Annotated in this window: 20 protein-coding genes; 11 read left to right on the forward strand and 9 right to left on the reverse strand. The window is 72.0% G+C overall.

The window, feature by feature from the left end; all coding sequences use genetic code 11:
* Window positions 1-27: 27 nt before the first annotated feature.
* Window positions 28-774: an oxidoreductase gene (locus tag AB0N27_RS15755; protein ID WP_364369154.1), complete on the reverse strand. Its 747-nt coding sequence runs from the start codon at window positions 772-774 to the stop codon at window positions 28-30.
* Between the two features lie 247 nt (window positions 775-1021).
* On the opposite strand from AB0N27_RS15755, the gene acs reads away from it, so the two are divergent.
* The 5 genes from acs (at window position 1022) to AB0N27_RS15780 (ending at window position 10466) form a co-directional block, all read left to right on the forward strand.
* On the forward strand, window positions 1022-2986 hold the full coding sequence (acs, locus tag AB0N27_RS15760; RefSeq protein ID WP_364369157.1) for an acetate--CoA ligase: 1965 nt from the start codon (window positions 1022-1024) through the stop codon (window positions 2984-2986).
* A gap of 261 nt (window positions 2987-3247) precedes the next feature.
* Window positions 3248-6043 carry an immune inhibitor A domain-containing protein gene (locus tag AB0N27_RS15765; protein ID WP_364369160.1) on the forward strand — a complete coding sequence of 932 codons (2796 nt, stop codon included), beginning with the start codon at window positions 3248-3250 and terminating at the stop codon, window positions 6041-6043.
* Window positions 6044-6388: 345 nt separating this feature from the next.
* A complete protein-coding gene (locus AB0N27_RS15770; RefSeq protein WP_364370756.1) occupies window positions 6389-8830 on the forward strand; it encodes an immune inhibitor A domain-containing protein in 2442 nt (813 codons plus the stop codon).
* A gap of 103 nt (window positions 8831-8933) precedes the next feature.
* Window positions 8934-9428, forward strand: coding sequence for a hypothetical protein (locus AB0N27_RS15775; protein ID WP_364369163.1), 495 nt, complete (start codon window positions 8934-8936; stop codon window positions 9426-9428).
* A gap of 105 nt (window positions 9429-9533) precedes the next feature.
* The gene (locus tag AB0N27_RS15780) at window positions 9534-10466 is read left to right on the forward strand and encodes an alpha/beta hydrolase (RefSeq protein ID WP_364369166.1); all 933 of its coding nucleotides are present in this window, start codon (window positions 9534-9536) and stop codon (window positions 10464-10466) included.
* Between the two features lie 22 nt (window positions 10467-10488).
* Here the strand turns inward: AB0N27_RS15780 and AB0N27_RS15785 are convergent, their stop codons facing one another.
* Window positions 10489-10854 carry a hypothetical protein gene (locus AB0N27_RS15785; RefSeq protein ID WP_364370759.1) on the reverse strand — a complete coding sequence of 122 codons (366 nt, stop codon included), beginning with the start codon at window positions 10852-10854 and terminating at the stop codon, window positions 10489-10491.
* Entirely contained in the window at window positions 10851-13526 is a 2676-nt protein-coding gene (locus AB0N27_RS15790) for an SseB family protein (RefSeq protein WP_364369169.1), read from the reverse strand. Before AB0N27_RS15790 ends, AB0N27_RS15785 begins: the two co-directional genes overlap by 4 nt.
* 152 nt (window positions 13527-13678) lie before the next feature.
* Between AB0N27_RS15790 and mycP the strand changes: the two genes are divergently transcribed.
* On the forward strand, window positions 13679-14896 hold the full coding sequence (gene mycP, locus AB0N27_RS15795; RefSeq protein WP_364369172.1) for a type VII secretion-associated serine protease mycosin: 1218 nt from the start codon (window positions 13679-13681) through the stop codon (window positions 14894-14896).
* 85 nt (window positions 14897-14981) lie between these two features.
* Here the strand turns inward: mycP and AB0N27_RS15800 are convergent, their stop codons facing one another.
* Window positions 14982-15275 (reverse strand): WXG100 family type VII secretion target, encoded by a 294-nt coding sequence (locus tag AB0N27_RS15800; protein ID WP_139586784.1) that lies wholly within the window; start codon window positions 15273-15275, stop codon window positions 14982-14984.
* Between the two features lie 22 nt (window positions 15276-15297).
* On the reverse strand, window positions 15298-15618 hold the full coding sequence (locus tag AB0N27_RS15805) for a WXG100 family type VII secretion target (RefSeq protein WP_139586785.1): 321 nt from the start codon (window positions 15616-15618) through the stop codon (window positions 15298-15300).
* Window positions 15619-15902: 284 nt separating this feature from the next.
* Between AB0N27_RS15805 and eccE the strand changes: the two genes are divergently transcribed.
* From eccE to rarD, 4 genes are all read left to right on the forward strand, one after another.
* Complete coding sequence (eccE, locus tag AB0N27_RS15810; RefSeq protein WP_364369176.1) at window positions 15903-17780, forward strand: type VII secretion protein EccE; 1878 nt, start codon at window positions 15903-15905, stop codon at window positions 17778-17780.
* Window positions 17781-17841: 61 nt separating this feature from the next.
* Window positions 17842-18228: a phage holin family protein gene (locus AB0N27_RS15815; RefSeq protein ID WP_364369179.1), complete on the forward strand. Its 387-nt coding sequence runs from the start codon at window positions 17842-17844 to the stop codon at window positions 18226-18228.
* A gap of 127 nt (window positions 18229-18355) precedes the next feature.
* Window positions 18356-18853 (forward strand): GNAT family N-acetyltransferase, encoded by a 498-nt coding sequence (locus AB0N27_RS15820; RefSeq protein WP_364369182.1) that lies wholly within the window; start codon window positions 18356-18358, stop codon window positions 18851-18853.
* Window positions 18850-19773, forward strand: coding sequence for an EamA family transporter RarD (gene rarD / locus AB0N27_RS15825; protein WP_364369185.1), 924 nt, complete (start codon window positions 18850-18852; stop codon window positions 19771-19773). The genes AB0N27_RS15820 and rarD overlap by 4 nt, the downstream gene beginning before the upstream one ends.
* Window positions 19774-19806: 33 nt before the next feature.
* Here the strand turns inward: rarD and AB0N27_RS15830 are convergent, their stop codons facing one another.
* The 3 genes from AB0N27_RS15830 to AB0N27_RS15840 all read right to left on the reverse strand — a co-directional run bounded on the left by AB0N27_RS15830 (window position 19807) and on the right by AB0N27_RS15840 (window position 22083).
* Window positions 19807-20523: a zf-HC2 domain-containing protein gene (locus tag AB0N27_RS15830; RefSeq protein ID WP_364369188.1), complete on the reverse strand. Its 717-nt coding sequence runs from the start codon at window positions 20521-20523 to the stop codon at window positions 19807-19809.
* The gene (locus AB0N27_RS15835) at window positions 20520-21035 is read right to left on the reverse strand and encodes a sigma-70 family RNA polymerase sigma factor (protein ID WP_357990566.1); all 516 of its coding nucleotides are present in this window, start codon (window positions 21033-21035) and stop codon (window positions 20520-20522) included. Before AB0N27_RS15835 ends, AB0N27_RS15830 begins: the two co-directional genes overlap by 4 nt.
* 265 nt (window positions 21036-21300) lie before the next feature.
* Window positions 21301-22083, reverse strand: a complete 783-nt coding sequence (locus AB0N27_RS15840) for an IclR family transcriptional regulator C-terminal domain-containing protein (protein ID WP_364369191.1) — start codon at window positions 22081-22083, stop codon at window positions 21301-21303.
* Window positions 22084-22237: 154 nt separating this feature from the next.
* Here AB0N27_RS15840 and AB0N27_RS15845 point away from each other — a divergent pair, with 154 nt between their 5' ends.
* Window positions 22238-23455 (forward strand): MFS transporter, encoded by a 1218-nt coding sequence (locus AB0N27_RS15845; protein WP_364369194.1) that lies wholly within the window; start codon window positions 22238-22240, stop codon window positions 23453-23455.
* Here AB0N27_RS15845 and AB0N27_RS15850 read toward each other — a convergent pair.
* Complete coding sequence (locus tag AB0N27_RS15850; RefSeq protein ID WP_364369197.1) at window positions 23431-24516, reverse strand: polyprenyl synthetase family protein; 1086 nt, start codon at window positions 24514-24516, stop codon at window positions 23431-23433. The two genes, AB0N27_RS15845 and AB0N27_RS15850, sit on opposite strands and share 25 nt — an antisense overlap.
* Between the last annotated feature and the right edge of the window lie 8 nt (window positions 24517-24524).

The raw sequence follows: 24524 nt of genomic DNA on the forward strand, positions 1-24524 counted from the left end.
TGATCGGCGCCGCTGACCGGCGCGGGGTCAGGCGGCGGCGAGGATCTCGTCGCCGATGGCGGTGAGCTGGTCGGCGCCGACCTCGACGGCGGCCATGTAGTGGCGCAGCCAGGAGCGCAGGCCGTCGGGAGTGCCGGTGGCGAAGGCGCCGGCAGAGCCGACGTACTCCGGTTCGCGGTCGCGGTGACCGACGTCGACGGCGAGCAGGCCGCGCGGGTCGAGGCCGCTGGAGAGCAGCACCAGGCGGGCGGCGCCGCGGGCCACCACGCCGGACGGGCCGGCGAACGGGCGCAGGTTGAGCAGTTCCCCGTGTACGACGGCGGCGAGCACCAGCGGGGAGACCTTCGTGCCGCGGGCGACCAGCCCGGCGAGCGCGTCGAGTCGGGCGGCGACCACCGGGTCGGCCACCGGGCGGCCCAGTTCGGCCTCCGGCACGATGTCGCGGGCGGCGAGGACGTGCAGTTTGGCGAGGGCCTGCCGGGGTGCCCGGGGCCAGAGTTCGCTCAGCCCGGGCAGCGCACCGGCGACCCGCAACGCCCCCTGGAGTACGGGGTCGGTCACGGTGCCGGCCCGGACCTCTTCGCGCTCGTGCACGGCCCCTTCGACGGCGGCGCTGGCCACCGCCGAGCGCAGACTGACCTCGGCCGCGACCTGTCCGCCGTTGCGGCGCAGCGCACGGTGCCCGAGCGCCTGGTCGAAGCGCTCGCGGGCCTGGTCGACGGCGGATGCGATGTCGGCGAGCGCGAGCAGCGGGGCGAGCGGATCGGTGGTCACCCGCCCACGCTAGCGACCCGGCCCGGCGTGGCGGGTCGCACCCGCCCGCATCGCGACCCGGACCACCCGGTTCGGGGCGAGGTCGATCAAGGCGTACCCGCCGGTCCGGGCACTGACGGGCCGCCGGGCGCGCGCCGGTGGCCGCTCGGCGCGACGGAGTGGGCAGCGTTCGCCGGTCGGGGACGCCACGACTACCCTCATCCGCAGCGAGACGCAGGTCACCACCCCGAGGACGAGGAGTCACGGCATGAGCGAGGCATTGGCAAATCTGCTGAACGAGACGCGCCAGTTCCCCCCGCCAGCCGAACTCGCCGCGCACGCCAACGTCACAGTCGACGCGTACGCCGAGGCGCAGAGCGACAGGCTCGCGTTCTGGGCGAAGCAGGCCGACCGGCTGGCCTGGTCGAAGAAGTGGGACGAGGTCCTCGACTGGTCGAATCCGCCGTTCGCGAAGTGGTTCGTCGGCGGGCAGCTCAATGTGGCGTACAACTGCCTGGACCGGCATGTCGAGGCGGGCCTCGGTGACAAGGTCGCGATCCACTGGGAGGGCGAGCCGGGTGACACCCGCACCATCACGTACGCGGATCTGCACGAGCTGACCTGCCGCGCGGCGAACGCGCTCACCGACCTGGGGGTGACGGCCGGCGACCGGGTGGCGATCTACCTGCCGATGATCCCGGAGGCGGCGGTGGCGATGCTGGCGTGCGCCCGGATCGGCGCGGCGCACAGTGTGGTCTTCGGTGGTTTCTCCGCCGATTCGCTGAGCAACCGCATCCAGGACGCCAGCGCCAAGGTCGTCATCACCGCCGACGGCGGTTACCGGCGGGGCAAGCCGTCGGCGTTGAAGCCGACAGTGGACGAGGCGGTGGCGAGCTGCCCGTCGATCGAGCACGTGCTCGTGGTCCGCCGCACCGGCGAGGAGGTCGCCTGGTCGGAAAAGGACCACTGGTGGCACGAGACTGTGGAGACCGCGTCGGCCGAGCACACCGCGCAGCCGTTCGACGCCGAGCACCCGCTGTTCATCCTGTACACCAGCGGCACCACGGCCCGGCCGAAGGGCATCTTGCACACCACCGGCGGCTACCTCACGCAGGCGTCGTACACCACGCACGCGGTCTTCGACCTGAAGCCGGAGACGGACGTCTACTGGTGCACGGCCGACATCGGCTGGGTCACCGGGCACTCCTACATCGTGTACGGGCCGCTCTCCAACGGCGCCACCCAGGTGATGTACGAGGGCACCCCGGACACGCCGCACAAGGGCCGGTTCTGGGAGATCGTCGACAGGTACAAGGTGAGCATCCTCTACACGGCTCCCACCCTGATCCGGACGATGATGAAATGGGGCGAGGACATCCCGGCCGGCTTCGACCTGTCGTCGCTGCGCCTGCTGGGCAGCGTCGGCGAGCCGATCAACCCCGAGGCGTGGATGTGGTACAGGCAGCACGTCGGCCGGGGTGAGCTGCCCATCGTGGACACCTGGTGGCAGACCGAGACGGGCTCGATCATGATCTCCCCGCTGCCCGGGGTGACGGCGGCGAAGCCAGGTTCGGCGATGACGCCGCTGCCGGGCATCGTGGCCGACGTGGTGGACGACCAGGGCCAGTCGGTGCCGAACGGCGGTGGCGGTTACCTGGTGCTGCGTGAGCCCTGGCCGTCGATGCTGCGCACCATCTGGGGTGACGACAACCGGTTCATCGAGACGTACTGGTCGCGGTTCGAGGGCATGTACTTCGCCGGGGACGGCGCGAAGAAGGACGACGACGGGCACATCTGGCTGCTCGGCCGGGTGGACGACGTGATGCTGGTGTCCGGGCACAACATCTCGACGACCGAGGTGGAGTCGGCGCTGGTGTCGCACCCGTCGGTGGCCGAGGCGGCGGTGGTCGGCGCGACGGACCCGACCACCGGTCAGGCGATCGTCGCGTTCGCCATCCCGCGCGGCAGCACGGACATCGCCGGCGAGGCAGGTGAGCAGCTCATCTCTGAGCTGCGCAACCACGTGGCGAAGACGCTCGGCCCGATCGCCAAGCCGCGGCAGATCATGCTGGTGCCGGAGCTGCCGAAGACCCGCTCCGGCAAGATCATGCGCCGGTTGCTGCGGGACGTGGCGGAGAACCGGTCGCTCGGCGACGTGACCACGTTGCAGGACTCGTCGGTGATGGAGCTGATCTCTTCCGGGATGAGCGGCGCCAAGTCCGACGAGGACTGACGGCAGGCGTACCCCCGTCGGGGGTGGCGGTCCGGACGGACCGTCACCCCCGTCGTCGTTTGTGGAGGTACGACCGGAAGCGCTCCCAGCTGATCTCGGACCTCGACTGTCCAGGCAAGGACGCGCAGATAACGCATCGATCACGATCCCGCCGTTTGGCTTGTTTCTCATTTAGTTTCACGCGCGTCAGGTGTTGTCGATGCGCCCTCACCGCGTCTCGGGACCGCCGACGTCCTCAGCCCATGCCGAGAACGGAGTGGCATGAACAAGAACTCCCATCCGGGGTCGCGCCGCCGACTACTCGTCGCGCTACCCGCCATCGCCCTCGCGGCCACCACACTGACCGTGGGTGGCAGCGCGGCGGCCCAGTCGGCGTCCGGCACCCCCCGGGCGGTGATCGGCGCCGACGAGTACTACATCAACTACGCCGAGCCCGAGGTGCAGCCCGACAGCACCGGCCGCGAGGTGAAGGGCAAGGGCGGCGTGTACGCGCCCGCCGGCGACGCGGCCCGCGCATTCGACCGCAAGCACGCCCGGGGCAACCCGGTCACCGCCAAGCAGTTGGCGAAGATCGAGGCCAAGTCGATCCAGACCGGCAAGAACCCCCGCAAGATCAAGCAGGCGCCGACCACGCAGACGGCGAAGCTGCTGACGCTGCTTGTCGAGTTCAACGACAAGGCCAACGACGACTTCACGAACGTGATGGTCCCGAAGACCGTGTTCGAGGACCGCACCTGCGTGCCGGGCACCGTGCAGAACGGGCCGAAGCACAACAAGATCCCGGACCCGGGCCGGCTGCCGCACGAGGACAACAACTCGATGTGGGTGCCGGACTTCTCGCCGTCGCACTACAACAAGATGCTGTACAGCAAGAAGGGCATCACCGAGCGGGTCCGCACGGACCTCAGGGGCCCGGACGGCAAGAAGGGCATCGACATCTCGGGCCGCACGATGCACAACATGTACCTGGAGATGTCCAAGAACGCGTACACGGTGGACGGGCAGGCCAGCCCGTGGATCACCGTGCCGCACTCGGAGGGCTGGTACGCGGCCAACCGCTGCACCCAGGACGAGAACGGCAACTGGGTCCCCGGCCGGGAGCAGTCGATGAACGGCCACCCGGACAACCCGGCCGGCGCGGGCAAACTGGCGGGCGACGCGATCGAGGCGCTCGCCGCGAAGGACCCGAACTTCCCGTGGGCCGACTACGACATCGAGGACCAGGCCGACCGCGACGGTGACGGCAACCTCTTCGAGCCGGACGGCGTGATCGACCACCTCGTGCTGGTGCACGCCGGGCAGGGCAAGTCGCGCGGCGGCGGCGACCAGGGCGTGTACGCCGTCTGGGCGCACTCCTCCTCGGTTCCGGGTGGCTACACCATCCCGGGCACCAACCTGAAGGTGTCGAACTACATCGTGCAGCCGGAGGACGCCGGCGTCGGCGTCTTCGCCCACGAGTTCGGCCACGACCTGGGCCTGCCGGACCTCTACGACACCTCCGGCAACGCCGACTCCGACGTGGACTTCTGGGACCTGATGGCCTCGGGATCGCACTCCGGTGAGATCTTCCAGGCGCTGCCGACCCACATGGGCATCTGGGACAAGTGGGTGCTCGGCTGGGCCGACCCGCTGACCATCCGCCCCGGATCGAACCCGCGTGAGGTCAAGCTCGGCCAGACCTCGCGTACGCCGATCGACTCCGAGGACGGCATCAAGGTCGACCTGCCGGACAAGATCACGACGCTTGCCACGCCGCACAGCGGCACCAAGATGTGGCACAGCAACAACGACCAGAGCTGGGCGGACGTCAAGCTGAGCCGCTCGGTCGACGTGCCGTCGGCGGCCGACGCCAAGTTCTGGATGTGGAACAACTACATCATCGAGGAGGACTGGGACTACGGCTTCCTCGAGCTGTCCACCGACGGCGGCACGACCTGGACCGAGCAGAAGGTCTACGCCGAGGACGGCACCGTGGTCACCACCCCGGACAACTACGGTGACCCGAACGGCCGGATGAACGACTTCGGCGGCAAGAAGTACGGCCTGACCGGCAGCACCGACGGCTGGCGTCACGACTACGTCGACCTGTCGGCGTACGCCGGGACGACCGTCCAGGTCCGGCTGCGTCTCGCCACCGACGAGGCGTTCGAGGAGCGCAACTGGTTCGTCGACGACTTCTCGGTCACCGGCGGCGGCGCCACCACCTGGAGCGACGACGTCGAGGGCGGCGACAACGGCTGGACCGCCACCGGCGGCACCTTCGTCGACACCACAGGCGCGGGCTGGAAGGTCTCCGGCGGCGTCGAGACCCACGCCCACTACTACCTGGCCGAGTGGCGCAACTTCGACGGCTTCGACAAGGGCCTCAAGTACGCGTACGACACGATCTACTCCCACGAGGCGTGGAAGGTGGACCGGATCTCGTACAACGCGCCTGGCATGCTGGTCTGGTACCGGGACACCGCGCTCGGCGACGTCAACCACGTCACCGGTCAGATGACCGCGCTGCCCAGCTACGGCGCGAAGGGTGGGCTCCTGATCGTGGACTCGCACTTCGACCCGTACCGGCGCACCGGCGAGGCGGCGGTGAAGGACCCGTCGGTGACGGACAACCTGCCCAGCCGTCCGCAGTCGGCGAACGCGGCCTTCGGCCTCCAGAAGACGTACCCCTTCACGGAGTGCCTGGAGGCGGCGGACGAGCCGTACAGCGAGTACTGCACGAAGTTCAAGGCGCAGAAGCCGGTGAAGGCCTTCACCGACGCCAAGGGCTGGTACCCGGGCATCGAGATGCGGGACGGGGCTCCCTACGCCCGCGACAACGACGCCTCGGTGGTGCTCCCGTCGCGGAACAACGCGCCGTACACCACCCGGGTGACCAACCCGGACGGTAGCCCGGCGCCGGAGTTCTACGGCGTGACGCTGGGCGGCGGCGCGATCGTCCTGGGCACCGGTAACCCCGGTGACGCGGGCGTGAACTTCGGCGTCTCGCTGACGGTGAAGAAGGCCGCGAAGGACAACTCGTCGGCCACGATCTTCGTCACCCCGGCGAAGAAGTGACGGTTTCCCGCTTGGGCGACTGACAACAGCGGTATCGGTGGGGCCGGTGGGCGGAGACGCCCCCGGCCCCACTGTCGTACGGCCGATCAAATTGATCGAAAATCGTCGCTGTAGAGACGTTCGGACGAGCAGGGCTGACCAGCGTGGCTGATGAAGCGCGGGTGTGTGACGGAGAAAAGCACCGCGAACAAAATCTTGCAACAAATCGACGCGTGCATCTTCCCACCCGTCCCAGCAGTGTCTATGTTCACCATTGGTCCCACTCGTGGGATCGATCTCCCACCGGCCTGTACCCCCGTTGGGCCGGTTCCCTCACACCGGAGGTACCACGTGCGCAAAGTCGCAGTGGGTCTGATCGGGCTCTCACTGACGGCGACGGGTCTTGCATTCGGCCCGTCCGCCTCGGCGGCGCCTCAGCCCAAACTGCCGGCAGCAGCACCGGCCGCTGCCGAACCGCAGACGCTGAAGGACGAGCTCCCCGACAAGCTCGAGGAGAAGCGTCGCGAGCTGCGGGAGCAGGGTCTCAGCGACGTGCTGAGCGGTCGCAGCAAGCCGATCGAGCGCAACGGAAGCAAGGTCGTCAAGGTCGGTAAGGTCGGCAAGGCGGGCGGCAACGCCAACGCCCGCACCGCTGGCGCACAGGCCACCCAGGATCAGTACGTCGAGCTTGAGCGTGAGCGCACCGACAAGATCTTCGTGATCCTTGCCGAGTTCGGCGACGAGCGGCACCCGTCCTACCCGGACAAGGACATGAACCCGGACATCGCCGGGCCGGCGACGTTCGACGGGCCGCTGCACAACAAGATCCCGCAGCCCAACCGGGCCGTGGACAACTCCACGATCTGGCAGCCGGACTTCAGCCCGGAGCACTTCCGTCAGGTCTACTTCGGCACCAACCCCGGCGACGAGTCGCTGAAGCAGTACTACGAGGCCCAGTCCTCCGGCCGGTACACGGTCGAGGGCCAGGTCACCGACTGGGTGAAGGTCCGGTACAACGAGGCCCGCTACGGTCGTTCCGACGACCCGATCGCGGACGAGGACACGGAAAACCCGGCCAACGACCCCGCCGTCTGCGGCGACAACGTCTGCTCGAACACCTGGGCCCTGATCCGCGACGCCGCCAACCAGTGGGTCGCCGACCAGAAGGCCAAGGGCCGTACGGACGCGCAGATCGCCGAGGAGATGCGGTCCTACGACCAGTGGGACCGGTTCGACTACGACGGTGACGGCGACTTCAACGAGTCGGACGGCTACATCGACCACTTCCAGATCGTCCACTCCGGCGGCGACCAGGCCGACGGTGACCCGCAGCAGGGTGAGGACGCCATCTGGAGCCACCGCTGGTCGGCGTTCAACAGCTCGCCCGTGGGCCCGCCGAACTTCCCGATCGGCGGCACCCAGATCGGCAACACCGGCGTCTGGATCCGCGACTACACGATCCAGCCGGAGAACGGTGGCCGCAGCGTCTTCTACCACGAGTACGGCCACGACCTGGGCCTGCCGGACGACTACGGACCCGCCGACAACAGCAACGAGCACTGGACCCTGATGGCCCAGAGCCGGCTCGGTGCCAAGAACGACCCGGCCATCGGCGACCGCGGTGGCGACCTCGGTGCCTGGAACAAGCTCCAGCTCGGCTGGCTCGACTACGAGGTAGTGGTCGCGGGCCAGAAGCGCACGCTGCCGCTCGGCCCGCAGGAGTACAACTCCGACAAGGCCCAGGCCGCCGTGGTGGTGCTGCCCCAGCGGGAGTACACGTTCAACTACGGTGCCCCGTTCGAAGGGTCCAAGCAGTACTTCTCCGGTAACGAGGACGACCTCGACAGCAAGATGACGAGGACGTTCGATCTCACCGGCAAGTCCTCGGCGGCGCTGTCGCTCAAGGGCAAGTACAGCATCGAAGCGGGTTACGACTTCCTCTACTTCGAGGGATCGACCGACGGCGGTCAGACCTGGATCGACCTGGACGGCACTGTCAACGGCAAGCCGATCGGCGTTGACGGCGCTGGCCGCCCGGCCCTCGCCGGCACCAGCAACGGCGCCTGGGCGGACATCAACATCCCGCTCACCTCGCTCGCCGGCAAGGCGGCGCAGGTCCGTCTGCACTACGTCACCGACGGTGGCGTGTCCGAGGGTGGCTTCTTCGGTGACGCGATCACCGTGACCGCCGACGGTCAGACGGTGTTCACCGACGGTGCCGAGACCGCCGACGCGGGCTGGACCTTCGACAAGTTCCAGACGGTCGAGGCGACCTACACCCGGCTGTTCGACAACTACTACATCGCCGGCAACCGGTCGTACGTCTCGTACGACAAGTACCTGAAGACCGGCCCGTACTTCTTCGGCTACGCGAACACCCGCCCGGACTGGGTGGACCACTACGCGTACCAGGAGGGCCTGCTCATCTCGTACTGGAACACCCGCTGGTCGGACAACAACACCGCACCGGCGTCGGCGACGAACCCGGGTGGTCACCCGGGTGAGGGTCGTAACCTGTACATCGACGCGCACCCGCGCCCGATCTACAACCTGACCGGCGCTCCGTGGCGGGCCCGCGTCCAGGTCTACGACGCTCCGTTCAGCCTCAAGAAGGCCGACTCGTTCACCCTGCACCTCAACAGCCAGCCGCAGTACATCCGCGGTCAGGCCGCTGAGCCGCTGTTCGACGACACCGAGAAGTACTTCTACGAGGAGCTGCCGAACCACGGCGTCAAGCTTCCCGCGACCGGTGTCAAGATCAGGGTTCTGGAGCAGGACGGCACCTCGATGAAGATCCGGATCAGCTGACCACTGATCCCGTACCACCCAGCGGCGCCCGGGCAGTTCATCTGCCCGGGCGTCGCCCCATCTCCGGCCGGAACCGTTCGACCTGCTGGAACGTCTCACCACCGTGCCCCCCACCACCCGCGTCACAGTCCTCGCCGCGCTCCTCCTGCTGCCCATTACCGCCTGCGCCGAGCCGCAGGCCAGCGACAGCGCCTCCTCGGCGTCCCGCACTCCGACGCCGACCGAGCCCGTCCCGACCGAGCCCGTCCCGACAGTCGCCGCCCCGACCGGATCCCCCTTCACGGTGCCTCCGCCCGGGCGCACCGCCCCACCGCCGCTGTCCCGCACCGTCCGGCCGAGCCTCCCCGCCGCGCCCAAGCCACCCAAGCCGACGGGCCCGACCGACAAGCGAGCGTCCGACCTGGTCTCCGGTCACATCACCAGGGGCGGATCAGGCCCCTGCTACGGGCTGGTCTCCGAGGACGGCATCGAGTACGCAGTGCACGGCACCGGCTTCGGCAAACTGACCGAGGGCAGCTTCGTCACCCTCCGGGTCATCTCCCGATCCTCCGAGGTCGACTGCGGCCCGGGCGTGCGCGTCAGCATCGTCACCAGGTGACCCGCCGGCACCCACTGCCGTGCCGGTAGGGGACAACCCGGGCTTCTCCCTGTTCACCGCGACCACCAGGGTCATCTGAGGCATCCGGGTCCTAGGCTGTCTGCCATGACCGACCAGCGCGGCGGAGCCGTCGACGAGTCCTGTGTCCTCACCGAGGGGCCGTGGACGCACCGTTTCGTCGGCGCCAACGGCACCCGGTTCCACGTGGTCGAGGCCGGCACCGGTCCGATGGTGCTCTTCCTGCACGGCTTCCCGGAGCACTGGTGGGCGTGGCACCAGATGCTCCCGGCCGTCGCCGACGCCGGCTTCCGGGCGGTCGCCGTCGACCTGCGCGGCTACGGCGCCAGCGACAAACCACCCAGGGGGTACGACGGCTACACCCTCGCCGCCGACATCGCCGGGCTGATCAGGGCGCTCGGTGAACGGTCCGCAACACTAGTCGGCAGCGGCGTCGGCGGCATGGTCGCCTGGACGGTGGCGTCGTTCCACCCGGCCCTGGTCCGCCGGCTCGTGGTGCTGGGAGCACCGCACCCGCTGCGGCTGCGGGCAGCCATCTTCGCCGACCCGCGCGGGCAGTTCGCCGCCTCCACCCCGGCGTTGAAGTTCCAACTGCCCCGCTACGAGCACGTCCTGACCCGGGACGGCGCGGCGGCCGTGGAGGAGATCCTGCGCCGCTGGGGTGGGCCACGATGGGTGGCCGGATCGGACTTCGAGGCGTACGCGCAGCGGTGCCGGGAGGCGATGCGCATCCCGCAGGCCGCGTTCTGCGCGTTGGAGGGCTACCGGTGGGCGTTCCGCTCGGTGCTGCGGCTGCACGGCTACCGGTTCGTACGCCTCATGCAGAAGCCGCTTGTCACCCCGACCCTCCAACTCCACGGCGCCACTGACGTCGCCTCCCTACCGAGGACGGCCCTGGGCTCCGGACGGTACGTCGTGGCCCCGTACGAGTGGCGGTTGCTCGACGGCGTGGGCCACTTCCCGCACCTGGAGGCACCGGACCTGGTGCTCGGCGAGGTCCTACGGTGGGCCAAGTCCTGACCTGTCGCACCAGGTGCGGCAGTCAGACCCGCTGCTCCCGCAGGTCGGTGACCTCGGCGGCCGGCGCCCAGCCCTGGTAGACGCCGAAGTCGAAGACCTCCAGCCGCATCGCCTCGGCCACCGGCCAACGGCCGCCCGTGTACTCGACGCGCAGCCAGGCGTCGTGTTCGCCGAGCACGATGAACGGCTGCCCCTGCCACGTGCAGGTGGTCCGCACGTACGCCAGGTCCTCGATGTCGCTGGCCGGCAGCACCCGCACGTACCGGCCGGGTCGGACCTCCTCGAAGCCCTCGGCCGGTTCGGGCTGGTAGAGCCGGATGTCGTCGCCGTCCGGGCTGGCCTGGTACTCCCGGCCCCGCCAACGGGCCACATAGCCGTCGCGCATCACGCCTCCGGAACCCGTCGCCACACCACCGCGTCCGTGTCGAGCGACGCGACCACCCGTTCGGTGCCGTCCGCGCCGATCCGCCAGAGCTGGGCGCCGTGCGGCAGACGGGCGCTGTCCACCTTGAACTCGGCCACCACGTCGCTGCTCTCGCCGGGGGCGAAGCCGTTGCCCCGGAACGGTGGGCGTTCGATGACCCAGCCCTCCATGGCCCGCATCGCCGGCTCGTTCTGCCCCCCGTACGGGATGCGGTAGAGGCTCGGCCGGTGCGCCGGCCAGCGCAGCACGTAGATCTCCTCGGCGTCCCGCACGAACGGCGAGGCCGGGTAGTTGAGGCCGAGCGCGTCGTACAACTGGGCAGGCGTGGTCAGGTGGGCCAGCTCGCCCGCCCGGTGCACGAAGCCGGACACCCGGTCGTACCCCCGCTCCAGGTAGTACGCGAGCTGGCTGGGCGCGATCGCCTTCTGCATCACCGTCGGGCGGGCCGGGTCGACCGCCGCCGGAGCGTACCGGGGGCGGGCGGCGGGCTCCGCCACGGCGGGGGCCTCCTCGGTGTCGACCTCCAGGTCGTCCCCGAGCCCCACTTCGGCGGCCCAGTTGGCAAGGGCGATGATCTGCTCACCGGGCAGCTTCGCGCCGACCGGGGTGCCCGGATTGACGGCGAACGACCAGTCCTCGTCCGGCCAGCGCCGGATCAGTTGGGCGAACTTCACCCCTACCGTGTCGACGTCACCGTCGGTGTGGTCGGCCAGGCGCTCCGGCGACGTGTAGACCACCACGTACGTCTCGTCGTCGAGCTGGCCGGTACGCCAGACGAAACCGGGGTCGCCGGGGCGGCTGCCGGGCACCGACTCAGGTGCGGCGGGCAGCAGCACCCGGGCCAGCAGCAGGGTGGACAGGAACGTGTCGGTGCTGCCCGCGCCGGCCGCGTTGAGCAGGTCCTCCTCGACCGTGTTGGCCGGCGTGAAGTCGACAGGCGTCGGCTCCGCCGGGTTCGGCTCCTCGCCACCCGCAGCCGGGTACGGGTCGCCGCCGCCGGTGTCCGCGTGGGAGGGCTCCGGCAAGGGTGACGGCGTGTCACCGGCCGTGCGGGGCGGGTCCGGGACGCTGCCCGTGCGGGGCGGCGGGGAGTCGACAGGGTCGCCTCCGGCCCGGTCCCCGACGAGGTCGTCGGCGTACGGCCCGGCGGGTCGACCCGCGGCGACCGGCTCGGTCAGGTCACGGGACTCGATGACGGTGCCCTCGATGACGATGGGCGTGAACCCGCGGCGCGGTGCCGGCGGGCTCGAGACCGGCTCCGCGACGGACGGCGACAGCTCCTCCACCGGCGGCTCGTACCGGGCCTGCTCCCCCGGCCGGCCACGCGGGATCGGCTGGGTCTCCTCGGCCGCCGTGTCGGGACGAACCGGTGCGGGCCCACCTGTCGCCCGGAAGGCGCGGGTGGGCTCCTCGGCCAGCGGATCGGGGCGGCGCGGGGGCAACGGCTGGGTGGGCTCGTCGCCGGAGGTCAGCGGGTCGCCGGACGGCGGCCGCAGCGGCCGGCTGACTGTCGCGTCGCCAACCGGGAAGGCCCGGGTGGCACCCTCGGCGGCCGCGTCGGTCATCGGGAAGGCCCGGGTGGCACCACCCTCGGCGGTCGGTTCGGCGGGACGGCGGCGGGGGAACGGTTGGCTGCCCCGCGCGAAACGGGACGGCGGCGTGGCCCGGTCGCCGGGCCGCCCCCCGCCCGGCGGCGGGCCGGCGGCGCGGTCCCGGCCGGACGCCGGTTCGAAGAAGGAACGCCTGTCGCCCTGGGCCGTGCCGTTGGCCGGGGCGGCCATGGCGTCGCCGGCCCGGCCGACCGGCGGGCGGCCGGTCGTGGTCGGGCTCGGCTCGGTCGGAACGGCAGCAGGACGCTCGATGGGAGTCGACGGCGCGAACCGGGGTGCGGCCGGGCGAGCGGCCTCCGGCACGGAGTCGGTGCGCGGCACGGCGTTCGGGTGTCGCTGGCCGGCCGCGGGCATGTCGTCGGTGCCGGACAGGCGGGACAGGTCACCCGGTCTCGGCGTGCTCCGCGGCGCGCCAGGGGCCAGCGGGTTGGTCATCCGGGGCACCGCCTGCCGCGTCGGTGCCTGTCGCACGGGCGGTGCCGCCACCGGCTCAGGGCCCTGTGGCGGGGTCGAGCCGGACGGCGTGGGGCCGGTGCTCGGCGTCGCGCCGGCGGCGTCCCGACCGGTCGCGCCGTTGCGGGTGCGGGCGAGGGTCTCCGCCCGCTCCAGCCGGGCGCGGGCCCCCATGGCGCGCCCGGGAAGGCGGACGTCACCGCGGGAGAGCTGGGAGACGAACCAGGCGGGCAGGTAGCCCTCCACCGGTAGCCCGGGGTTGACCGCCAGCCACCACTCGTGGTTGGGCCAGCCGACCGCGAGGTCGGTGAACGGGACCCGCCGGTTGCTGCCCGGATGGTCACCGAGGCAGGCCCGCAGCGCGGCGGCGGAGGTGAACGCCAGCACGTGCGTACGGCCGCCGGTGGTCCAGGTGCCCCAGCCGGGCGACGTCTGACCGGCCAGTGCCGGCGCGGCGACGGGCAACAGCAGATCGGTGCGGGACAGGAGTCGGAAGTACAACTCCTGGTCGTTGGCGCGCAGCGCGTCCCGCATCGCCACCTCGGCCTCCGTGGCCGGCTCCCATTCGGTCACGGCCACCTCTCCTTCCGAGAACAGGCCACAGGTATCGCGTACAACCTACAAGGTGGTATCAAGATCACAATGGCTGGCCGGCGGCGGTCCGCCGGGGCGTCGACGAGGCGATAACATCCCGTCCCGGAGCCGACACGATACGGAGGCCGTCGATGTCCCGGTCGATCGCGCGCCCGGTCCTCGCAGGCCTGGCGGCCGGCATGCTGACCGCGCCGGCACTTCCGACAGACGCCGCCGACGCCGCGTCGCGTGTGGCGCCGACCTGCGCGAACCCCCTGGCGCCCGTCCGGCCGGTCGCGGCCCTGCCGTGGACGCAGCAACGGTACGACCCCGCCCGGCTCGCGCCACTGGCCACCGGCAAGGGAGTGACAGTGGCGGTGGTCGACTCCGGGGTCGACCGGGTCCACCCGCAACTGGCCGGGCAGGTGCTGGCCGGCACCGACCTGCTCGACCCGGGCGGAGACGGCAGCCGCGACTGCGCCGGGCACGGCACCGGTGTGGCGAGCATCATCGCGGCACAACCTCGCCCCGGCGTCGCCTTCCACGGCCTCGCACCGGGCGCCCGGATCCTGCCGGTACGGGTCAGTGAGCAGCAGGTGGTGCAGGGACGGGAGTCGGGGCGTACGGTCAGCGCCGCCGACTTCGCCAGGGCCATCCGATGGGCCGTCGACCACGACGCCGACGTCGTGAACCTCTCCGTCGTCCTGTACGCCGACGCCCCGGCCGTGCACGCCGCCGTCGCGTACGCCGTCGAGAAGGACGTGGTGCTGGTGGCCGCCGCCGGCAACCTGCACGACAGCGGCGACCCGCGCCCGTTCCCGGCCGCGTACGACGGAGTGCTCGGGGTGGGCGCGATCGGGGCCGACGGTGCACGGGCCGGCTTCTCGCAGACCGGCCCGTACGTCGACCTGGTCGCACCGGGCAGTGAGGTGCTGACCGCCGCGCCCGGGCAGGGCCACCAGCGGGTCGAGGGAACGAGCTACGCGGCGCCGTTCGTGGCCGCCACCGCCGCCCTGCTGCGCCAGTACCGCCCCGAGCTGACCGCTGCCCAGGTGGCCGAACGGATCATCGCCACCGCCGATCCGGCGCCCGGCCCGGGGCACGGGTACGGCGCGGGCGTGCTGAACCCGTACCGGGCGGTCACCGAGACCGGACCGGGTCAGCCGGGCGGGCCGCGGACGGTCGCCGCGCTCGCCGACGACCGGGCCGACGCGGCGCAACTCGCCCGCGACGCCCGCCGGGCCGCGGCCCGGGACCGGGCCCTGCTGGTCGGCGCTGTGGTCGGGACGACTGCAGTCGCCGTGGTGCTGCTCGCCCTGGTGCTGCCCCGGGGCGCGCGCCGCCGGTGGCGGCCCGCCGACCCGGTGTGACCTCGCCGGGCTGCCGGGGAACGCCCCGACCGGAGCCGGCCGGGGCGCGGGCCCGGACATGGTCAGCGCTTCCGAACCACCGGGATCACTGGAACAGCCCTGTGTTCTTCTTCTCGGTGTCCAGATAGTCGGCGGCGGAGTCGTTCACCGCCAGCCTGATGTCACGCAGCATGGCCTGAAGGTCCTGCGAGGCGGACCGCCACCGCGCCTGGCGCTGCTCGTACGCCTCCCGGGCCTCACCCGCCCAACCGGCCACCAGCGGCGCGGCGTCGCGTTCGAGTTGGCCGAGCTGCGAGTCGAGCGTGTTCAGCGCCTTCTGGATGTCCGCACCGGCCTGCTGAAGCGCGGTGAAGTTGACGACCAGCACACCGTGGTCCATCGGAGCTCCCTCCCGAGCGGGGTCAGAGCGGCAGTTGGATGCCGCCGCGGTTGGTGCCGGCCACCCGGCTGGCCGCCTCGTCGTCCGAGACGTCGTACTGCCGGCCTGCGGTGCGGATCGCCCCGGCGGTCTCCCGCAGGGCGCGGTGCAGCGCGGCCTGGTCCTGCGACCACTGCTGCTTGACCTGCTCGAACGATCGCCCACCGGCGCCGCGCCAGGCCTGCTGCAACACCTCCAACTCGGCCAGCAGGCCGGTCAGCATGGACTGCAACGACTGGTCAACCTGCTCGAACTTCGCGGCGGTCTGCTTCATCACCGCGGCTTCTGCCTGGGTCTGGGACACCCGGACGTCACCTCGTCTCCTCGATCGCGCCTGGCCGTCGACTCGCCCGGAGGGCGCGTCGGTCGCGTGGCCCGCTCGTCGACGCACGTCGGATGCGGGTCAGCGATGCACTTCGTGGCTGACGGTAGCGGCCCGGTTGCGGTTCTGCTACCCCCGACCTCTCCCCTGTGGACAACCACGGCAGCCATCGGTCGCTTACGATGTGCCGCAGCCACGTCGCGGCGCGTGACGGGTCAGCGAGGGGCCTGCCGCCCGGCACGGTCCACACTGGTCGAGGAGGCTCGGTGCGGGCGATCACCACCGGAGGCCCGCGGCAGCAGGCCCCGATCGACCCGGTCCCGGCCGCCGTCGGCCTTCCCTCCGGTCCGGGCGTCGCCGCGCCCCGTCGGCGCGGCGGCCGATGGGCGACGCTCACGCGGGCCGGCACCGGGGTACGCGCCGGCCAACTGGTCGCCGCACAGGTCGCGGTGGCGCTCGTCCTCGCCGCCCTCGGTCGGAGCGCGCCGGTGACCGTCACCGCCGTGACGGCGGCGGCGCTGCTGATCGTGGCAGCCGGCGCCCGGCTCCGGGGGCGATGGCTCTTCGAGTGGCTGGGCACCGCCGCCGGGCACCTGACCCGCCGCCGGGCGCTGGTGGGGTCCGCGGGGCCGGCCGAGTTGCTCGACCTTGTCGCGCCGGGCGCCGTGGTCCGCTCCACGGAACTGTCCGACGGGCCGGCGGCGGTCCTGGAGGACACCGGGGGCATGGTCGCGCTGTTGGAACTCGGCGATCCCGGCGACCTGCTCGGCGACGCGTCGCACGCGATCCCGCCGCCCTCCGCCCTGCTGCCCGCACCGGGGGTGGACGTCCCGCCGCTGCGGATCCAGCTGCTGCTCGCCGGAGCGCCGGCGCCGGTGCCGCCGGCCGGGGGCACTGTCGGCACGTCGTACCGGCAGCTCACCGACGGCCGGCTCGCAGGGCGGGAGCAGGCGCTGCTGGCGGTGCGCGTGCTGCGGGTCGACGGCTGGTCGGAGGAGGCCCTGCGCCGGGTGCTCGCCGGCACGGTACGCCGCATCGTCCGCCGGCTGGGGCCGCTGACCGCGCGGCCGCTCGGCGTACCCGCGGCGCTGCGCGTCCTGGGCGAGCTGGCCCACCACGACGACGGCCAGCCCGTGCGCGAGTTCTGGCCGGCACTGCGGTCCGGCCCCCTGGTCCAGGCCACCTTCCGGCTGACCCGGTGGCCTGACGCCGACGGCGCTGGCGCCCGCCAACTCGCACCGCGACTGCTCGCGCTGCCGGCGACCGCGACGACCGTGTCGATCTGCGCCGGCCCGCCGCCGGCCAGCGGCGCCGCCGAGGTGCCGACCGAGCTGACCGTACGGCTGGCGGCCGGGACGACGACCGAGCTGACCCTGGCCGCCGAGGCCCTGGACCGGTTGGTGACCGGCCTGGGCGGAGGGCTCCGGCGGCTGGACGGGGCCCACCTGGAGGGGTTGGCCGCCACCCTGCCGCTGGCGCTGGCGACGGCGGGCGCGCAGCCCCGACCGGCGCTCGACGACTGGGAGCTGACCCTGGGCCAGGCGGGGATCATGGTCGGCACCAACAGGCACGGCGGCGCGGTCACCGTGCGGCTGTTCCGACCGGAGAGCACAAGGGTGCTGCTGGTCGGTGGCGTACGCGCGGCACAGCTGGTGGCGCTGCGCGCGATGGCGCTGGGAGCCCTGGTGGTGGTGCAGACCGCGCGACCACGGGTCTGGGAGCCGTTCGTCAGGGGGGTGGGCGCCCCGGGCCTGACGATCCCGTTGATCCCGCCCGGCCGTACGGTGGCCGACGGGGTGGCGACCGCGCTGCGGCCGTTGCTGCTTGTGGTCGACGCCGCCGGGCCGGTGCCGGCCGAGGCGGAGCGGGGCGCACCGTGGCGGGCCACCCTCGTGGTGCGCGACGAGTTGACAGCTGCGGACACCGACGTGCTGAGTCGTGCGGACCTGGCGGTGCTGCAACCGCTGGGCACTGCCGAGGCGGCGCTTGCCGGTGCGGCGCTGGGGCTCGGCGGTTCAGCCGAGTGGCTGACCCGGATGCGGGACGACATGGTGGCAGTGGTGAACCGGCGGGCGCTGCGCTGGGCGCTGCTCGCCCCGACCCCGATCGAGGCGCAGCTGATCGGCCGGCCGGCGCGCGGCTGACCTGGTCGCGCGTCGAACCGGCGGGTTACGCAGTCGCGGGTGTCGTGGCACGATCCCCGCCATGGGTTTTCTGAAAGGTCTGCTGATTCGGCTGGCCAGCACAGCATTGGCTTTCTGGCTTGCCACGTTCCTCATCCCGGGCATCTCTCTGGAGTCGAGTTCCGCCGCGGAGACGGTGACCACGCTGCTGCTGGTGGCGGTGATCTTCGGCGTGGTCAACGCGGTCCTCCAGCCGATCATCAAGACCGTCGGTTGTGGTTTCTACCTGCTGACGCTTGGTCTCATCGCGTTGGTCGTCAACGGGCTGCTGTTCCTGCTCACCAGTTGGATCGCCGACCAGGCCGGGCTGCCGTTCTCGGTTGACGGTTTCTGGCCGGCGGCGGTGCTCGGTGCCCTCTTCGTGAGCATCGTGACCTGGATCCTCGGCGCCGTCCTCGACCGGGACTGACCGGCGACCTGCCCGCACCGACCCGGCCCGCCCGGGCTCCGACCACGGCCGGGGCCGGGGCGGGCCGATGACCAGAGGTCGGGAATTGGCCGGCGGGCGCGCCCATCGTGGCGGCTAGCGTCGCAGGGTGTTCTCACAGACCCGCGCGGACGGCCACCTGCTCAGCACCGACCCGGCCCGGCTCGACCTGAGCCTGGTGCACCACTGGTTGTCCACCGACGCGTACTGGGCGGTGGGGCGGGACCGGGCGACTGTCGACCGGGCGTTCGCGGGATCCCTGCCGTTCGGCGTCTACCGCCCCGGGGACGGCCGCCAGGTCGCGGTGGCCCGGGTGGTCACCGACCGCGCCACCTTCGCCTGGCTCTGCGACGTGTACGTCGACCGCGCCTCCCGGGGCGACGGCCTGGGCGGCTGGCTCGCCACCGCGGTCCGCGACCATCTGGCCGAGCTGGGCGTACGCCGGATCCTGCTGGCCACAAACGACGCCCACGAGGTGTACGCACGGGTGGGCTTCACGCCGCTCGACACTCCGGAGCGGTGGATGAATCTCGACCAGCGGCCGCCGGTGACCCCGATCACCGGAAAGGAACAGAGCGCAGCTGGAGCCCTTACGGTGGAGTCGTGACGCCACTCCGCCTGGGATACCTCTACGGCATCGGCGCGTACCTGCTCTGGGGTTTCTTCCCGCTCTACTTCAAGTTGCTGCGACCGGCCGGCCCGCTGGAGATCCTGGCCCACCGGATCGTCTGGTCGGTGCTCTTCGTGGCGCTGCTGCTGGGCGCGCTGCGCAACATCGGTTTCCTGCGGGCGCTGCTGCGCCGGGGCTGGGCGGTGGCCGGGATCGTCGCCGCCGCCGCGCTGATCGCTGTCAACTGGGGCACCTACATCTACGGGGTCAGCTCCGACCGGGTGGTGGAGACCGCGCTCGGTTACTTCATCAACCCCCTCGTGGTGGTGCTGCTCGGGGTGACGGTGCTGCGGGAGCGGCTGCGCCCGGGGCAGTGGGTGGCGCTGGGCATCGGCGGGTCGGCCGTGGCGGTGCTCGCCGTGGACTACGGCCGCCTGCCCTGGCTGGCGCTGACCCTGGCGTTCAGCTTCGCCGGGTACGGCCTGATCAAGAAGCGGCTCGGGCTGCCTGCCGCCGAGGGACTGTTCGTCGAGTCGGCCGTGCTGGCGCTGCCCGCACTCGGCTACCTGATCTGGCTGTCCTACCGTGGCGGGATGGCCTTCGGGCACGTCTCGGCCGGGCACACGGCGCTGCTGGTGCTGGCCGGCGCGGCCACCGCCATCCCGCTGCTTCTCTTCGCCGGAGCCGCGAACCGGCTGCCACTGACCGGCCTCGGCATGATCCAGTACCTGGCGCCCATCCTCCAGCTCGCCTGCGGTGTGCTCATCTTCCACGAGCCGATGCCGCCGGCCCGGCTCGCCGGCTTCGCGCTGGTCTGGCTCGCCCTTGTGGTCTTCACCGCCGACGCGATCCGCCACACCCGCCAGGCCCGTCAGGCCGCCCGCGTCTCCACTGCCGCCCCCGTCCCGACCCCCTGAACCCCACCCCCGCCACGAGGCGTGGTGCCGGGGTCAGGGGACGTCGTAGGTCAGCAGGGGGGTGCCGTCGGCCCGCTGGAGCTCGACGCTCACCAACTCCGCGTCGGTGAACCTGGTGGCACCGGTGAACTGGAGGCTGTCGCCCGGCGCGGCGAGCCAGGAGCCGATCTGTTCACTGGCGCCGTTCGGGCCGTGCGCCACCAGCCGGAACGGGTACGCCTTGCCGTAGCTCGTCCGTGGGTCGTACCCGCAGCGCATGGTCACCTCGGTGCCCCACTTCGTGCTGTTCAGCCCGACCTCGGCGTGCACCGGCCCGGCCGTGGCCACCGGCCGCATGGCGACCATCGAGACCCGTACGCCAGGTGTCCCCACCGCGTTCGGAGTGACCGGAGAGCTCGGCCCGCCCCGCAACGCCGTAACCGTGCCGACGCCCACCACAAGCGCCATCGCGGCGGCGACAAGCCCCGTCACGGCGTACCCCCGGCGGTTGGACCACCGCTCGCGGCGCCGGCGGGCGCGGGCCTCATCGAGCAGCGCGGGCACCCGGGGTGGGGTCGGGGGCGGAAGGAACTGTTCCAGGCCGGACGGGTCGAGGCGGCCGAGCAGTCCGGGTAGGACGGCGATCTCGGCGACCGCGTCGCGGCACTCGGCGCAGCCGGAGAGGTGCCGCTCGTAGGCGGCCCGCTCGGCGGGGGCGAGTGCGCCCAGCACGTACGCGCCGTCGTCGTGCGCGAACTCGCACCGGGTCATCCCGTCACTCCCATCTCAGCCAGGACCAACCGTAGTGACCGCAGCGCGTAGTGGGTGCGGGACTTCACGGTGCCCGGTGGCACGCCCAGCCGCGACGCCGCCTCGGCCACCGACCGTCCCTGGTAGAAGCACTCGATGAGCACTTCCCGGTGGGTCGGGCTGAGCCGGTTCAACGCCTCGGCGACGGTCCACGCCTCCACCGCGCGTTCGGCCTCGTCGACGACCTCGGGTGGCTCCGGCATCTCGTCGGTGAACACCTCGCCGACCCGCGTGGATCGGCGACGCCAGGCGTCGATGGCCAGGTTGCGGGCGGTGGTGAAGAGCCACGCCCGCACCGAACCCCGGCGGGGGTCCAGGGATTCCGGGTGCCGCCAGGCCCGCAGCAGCGTCTCCTGCACCAGGTCCTCGGCACGCTGCCGGTCGCCGTTGACCAGCCGCAGGGCATGTACGTACAGCGCCTCCGCGTGCTCGTCGTGCAGCGCGCGCAGCAGTTGGGCGTCATGGTCGCTGATGGCGGTCTCCTCGCTTCCGGCGCGCGTCCGGCTGTGCGTCCGCCCGGGAATACGTGTGGTGACGCCTTTCGGTTCAGCCCGAGGTCAGACCGGCTGCGGGTCGATACCCGACCGGAGAGGTGGTCGCGCCCGGTTCACATCGCAGTCGGCGAGCGCGGCGTCGAACTGGCCGGACGGCGACTACGCCAAGCCGGGCGTGGTGGTCACCTGGCGCATCGAGGGGCCCTCTCCCAGCCCGGGAGAGCGCCCCTCGGCGTCGTACGGGTCAGTGGTCGGCGGCGATGCCGTCGGCGACGCTGCGGGCGACCGTGAGCAGCTTGGCGCGTACCACCCGGGCCGAGGTCATCATTTCGCTTGCCGGCAACGCGCACGCCAGCACCACGCGGCGCTCCATGTCCTTGTCCGGTGCGACGAGCACCGCCGCGCACGCCACACCCTGACGGAACTGCCCCAGCTCCAGCTGCATCCCCCGCCGGTCGCCGGCGGCCAGGTCGGCCTCGAAGGTCTCGTTGCTTGTCAGGGTGGCGTTCGTGAACGGCCGCATGCCGTACTCCCGCAGGTAGCGGAAGCGCTGGTCGGCGGTGAGGGTGGCGAGCAGCGCCTTGCCGAGGGCCGTGGCGTGTGCCCCCTCGTCGAACCCGGGGACCAGGTCCTCCAGGTAGGGCGACCGGTGCCCCTCGGCGACCGCCGTGATGGCCACCTGACCGCCGACGAAGCGGCCCAGGTAGTGGCTGTAGCCGGTGTCCAGGGATGCGCGGCGCAGCGCCTCACCGACCGCCGGTGGCCCCCGGAACGCGGTCACCAGCTCGCGGTAGCGGTCGGCCACCTCCAACCCCACGATGTACGTGCCGTCCTCGCGACGGATCACGTAGCCCTCGTACGCCAGGGTGCGCACCAGGTGGTAGGTGGTGGCAACGGTCAGCTCGCACCGCCGTGCGATCTGCTTGACGGTCAGGCCCTTCGGGGCGCGACCGACCGACTCCAGCACCCGCAGCGCTCTGGAGACGCTGCGGATCAGGTCCGAAGGTTCTGCCAAGGGGTCGCGCACAACCACCTCCGCCGCCGGGGACTTACACCATATGAAATACAGGCCCGGTGCGAAATGCCTGTTCGGGTCGAGGATGCCAGATCACCATCCACACGTTGTGCCCTGACGGTCACGACGAGTGCTTTGAACACCTCTCGCGTAGGTTTGCCGGACGATGAACGACACAGTCCTCACCCCGACCTCCGCCCGCCCGCGTCCCGTCCGGGCGAGCACCGGTGCCGTCGCCACGACAGTGGCGTGCGTGCTGCCCGTCTTCCTGCTCGGCGGCCTCGCCGTGCAGATGGGCGCCGACATCGGCTTCTCCCCGGCCGGCCTGGGCGTGGCAGTGGCCGTCTACTTCGGTGTCAGTGCCCTCGCGTCGGTGCCCTCGGGTCGGCTGGTCGAACGGTACGGACCGGCGGTGGTGGCCCGCTGCGGCATCCTGCTGGCCGCCGGGTCGATGCTGGCCGTGGCGGCTCTCGCCCGGTCGTACCCGGTGCTTGTTGGCCTGCTGGCACTCAGCGCCGCCGCGAACGCCCTCGGCCAGCTGGCCAGCAACGCGGCCCTCGCCCAGCACGTCCCGGCCCGCCGTCAGGGCCTGTCGTTCGGCGTCAAGCAGGCGGCCATCCCGGTCTCCACACTGCTGGCCGGCGCGGCGGTGCCCACCGTCGCGCTGACCGCCGGCTGGCGCTGGGCGTTCGTGGTCGCCGCCGGTGCGGCACTGACGACGCTGCCGCTCGTACCCCGGCAGGAGCCCGGCCCCGCGCGCGGGGCCGGCGGCGGGCGCACCGGCCGGGCCACCGGGGCGCTTGTGGTCGTCGGCGCGGCGGCCACGCTGGCCGCCGCCGCCGCCAACGCACTGGGCACGTTCCTGGTGGACTCCGCCGCCGCCCGAGGTCTGTCCCCGGGCCTTGCCGGCCTCACCCTGACCCTGGGCAGCGCCGTCTGCGTGGTGGCCCGGGTCGGCGCCGGCTGGTTGGCCGACCGCCGCGCCGACGGCCACGTGGCGCTGATCGCCGCGATGCTCGTGGTCGGCGCGGTAGGTCTGGGACTGCTCGCGCTGACCGGCGCGGTGCCGCTGGTCGCGGGCGTGGTGCTCGGCTTCGGCCTGGGCTGGGCGTGGCCCGGACTGATGAACTTCGCGGTGGTGCGGCTACACCCGCAGGCGCCGGCCACCGCCACGTCGATCACCCAGACCGGTGTGTACGCGGGCGGCTGCCTCGGTCCGCTGACCCTCGGCCCGCTCGCCGCCCACCTCGGCTACCCGACGATGTGGTCCACGGCGGCGGTGTCCATGCTGCTCGCCGCCGCCCTCATGCTCGTCGGCAGTCGGCTGCTGACCGCCGCCGGAAACGACCGGAGCGAGGATCAGCTGGTGCGGTCGGCGATGTAGTCGCAGAGCGATTCGAGGGCACGACGCGACGCACCGGCCGGAAGCGGGGCCAGGCGAGCGCGGGCGTCCTCGGCGTAGCTGCGTACGGTCTCCCGTGCCCGCTTGAGCGCCGGGCTCTCCCGGAGCAGACCCAACGCCTCCGCGTGCAGGGCGTCGTCGGTGAGCGGGCCGGTCGCCAGGATCTCCCGCAGACGCACCGAGGAGGCGTCGGAGTCGTCCGCCGCGCGGGCGTACAGCACCGGAAGCGTCGGAACGCCCTCCCGCAGGTCCGTCCCGGGAGTCTTGCCGGACTGCACCGACTCGGACGCGATGTCCAGCAGGTCGTCGGTGAGCTGGAACGCGACGCCGATCGTCTCGCCGTAACCGGCGAGGGCCTCGACCTGCTCTGCGGGGGCACCACCGAACATGCCGCCGAACCGCACCGACGTGGCGATCAGCGAGCCGGTCTTCTCGGCGATGACGCTCAGGTAGTGCGCGACCGGGTCGTCCCCGGGGCGCGGGCCCACCGTCTCCGCGATCTGACCGTGCACCAGGCGGGCGAAGGTGCGCGCCTGCAACCGGACCGCCTCGGGGCCCAGATCGGCCGCGATGTCCGCCGCGCGGGCGAAGAGATAGTCGCCGACCAGGATGGCCACCGAGTTGGTCCAGCGGGAGTTCGCACTCGGCGCACCCCGGCGGACGGCCGCCTCGTCCATCACGTCGTCGTGGTAGAGCGTCGCCAGGTGCGTGAGTTCCATCACCACGGCGGCCGGTACGACCTGCGGGCCGCTCGGATCACCGAACTGGGCACCCAGCGCCACCAGCAGGGGGCGGAACCGCTTCCCGCCGGCCTCCAGCAGATGCCGGGCGGCCTCCTCGACGAAGGGGTCCGCGCTCGACACACTCGCCCGCAGCTCGACCTCCACCGCGTCGAGCAGACCCAGCACGGACGCCTCGACGCGGGGATCGGCGAGATGGAGGCCGAGCGCGCCGAACTGACTCGTACTCGCCCGACCCCGACGACCGCCGGAGCCCGGGGCACCTGAACGCTCGCCAGCCGGATTCACCACGCCATCAACCATGCCACACC

The organism is Micromonospora sp. NPDC093244 (genome assembly GCF_040683695.1).
Classification (GTDB): domain Bacteria; phylum Actinomycetota; class Actinomycetes; order Mycobacteriales; family Micromonosporaceae; genus Micromonospora.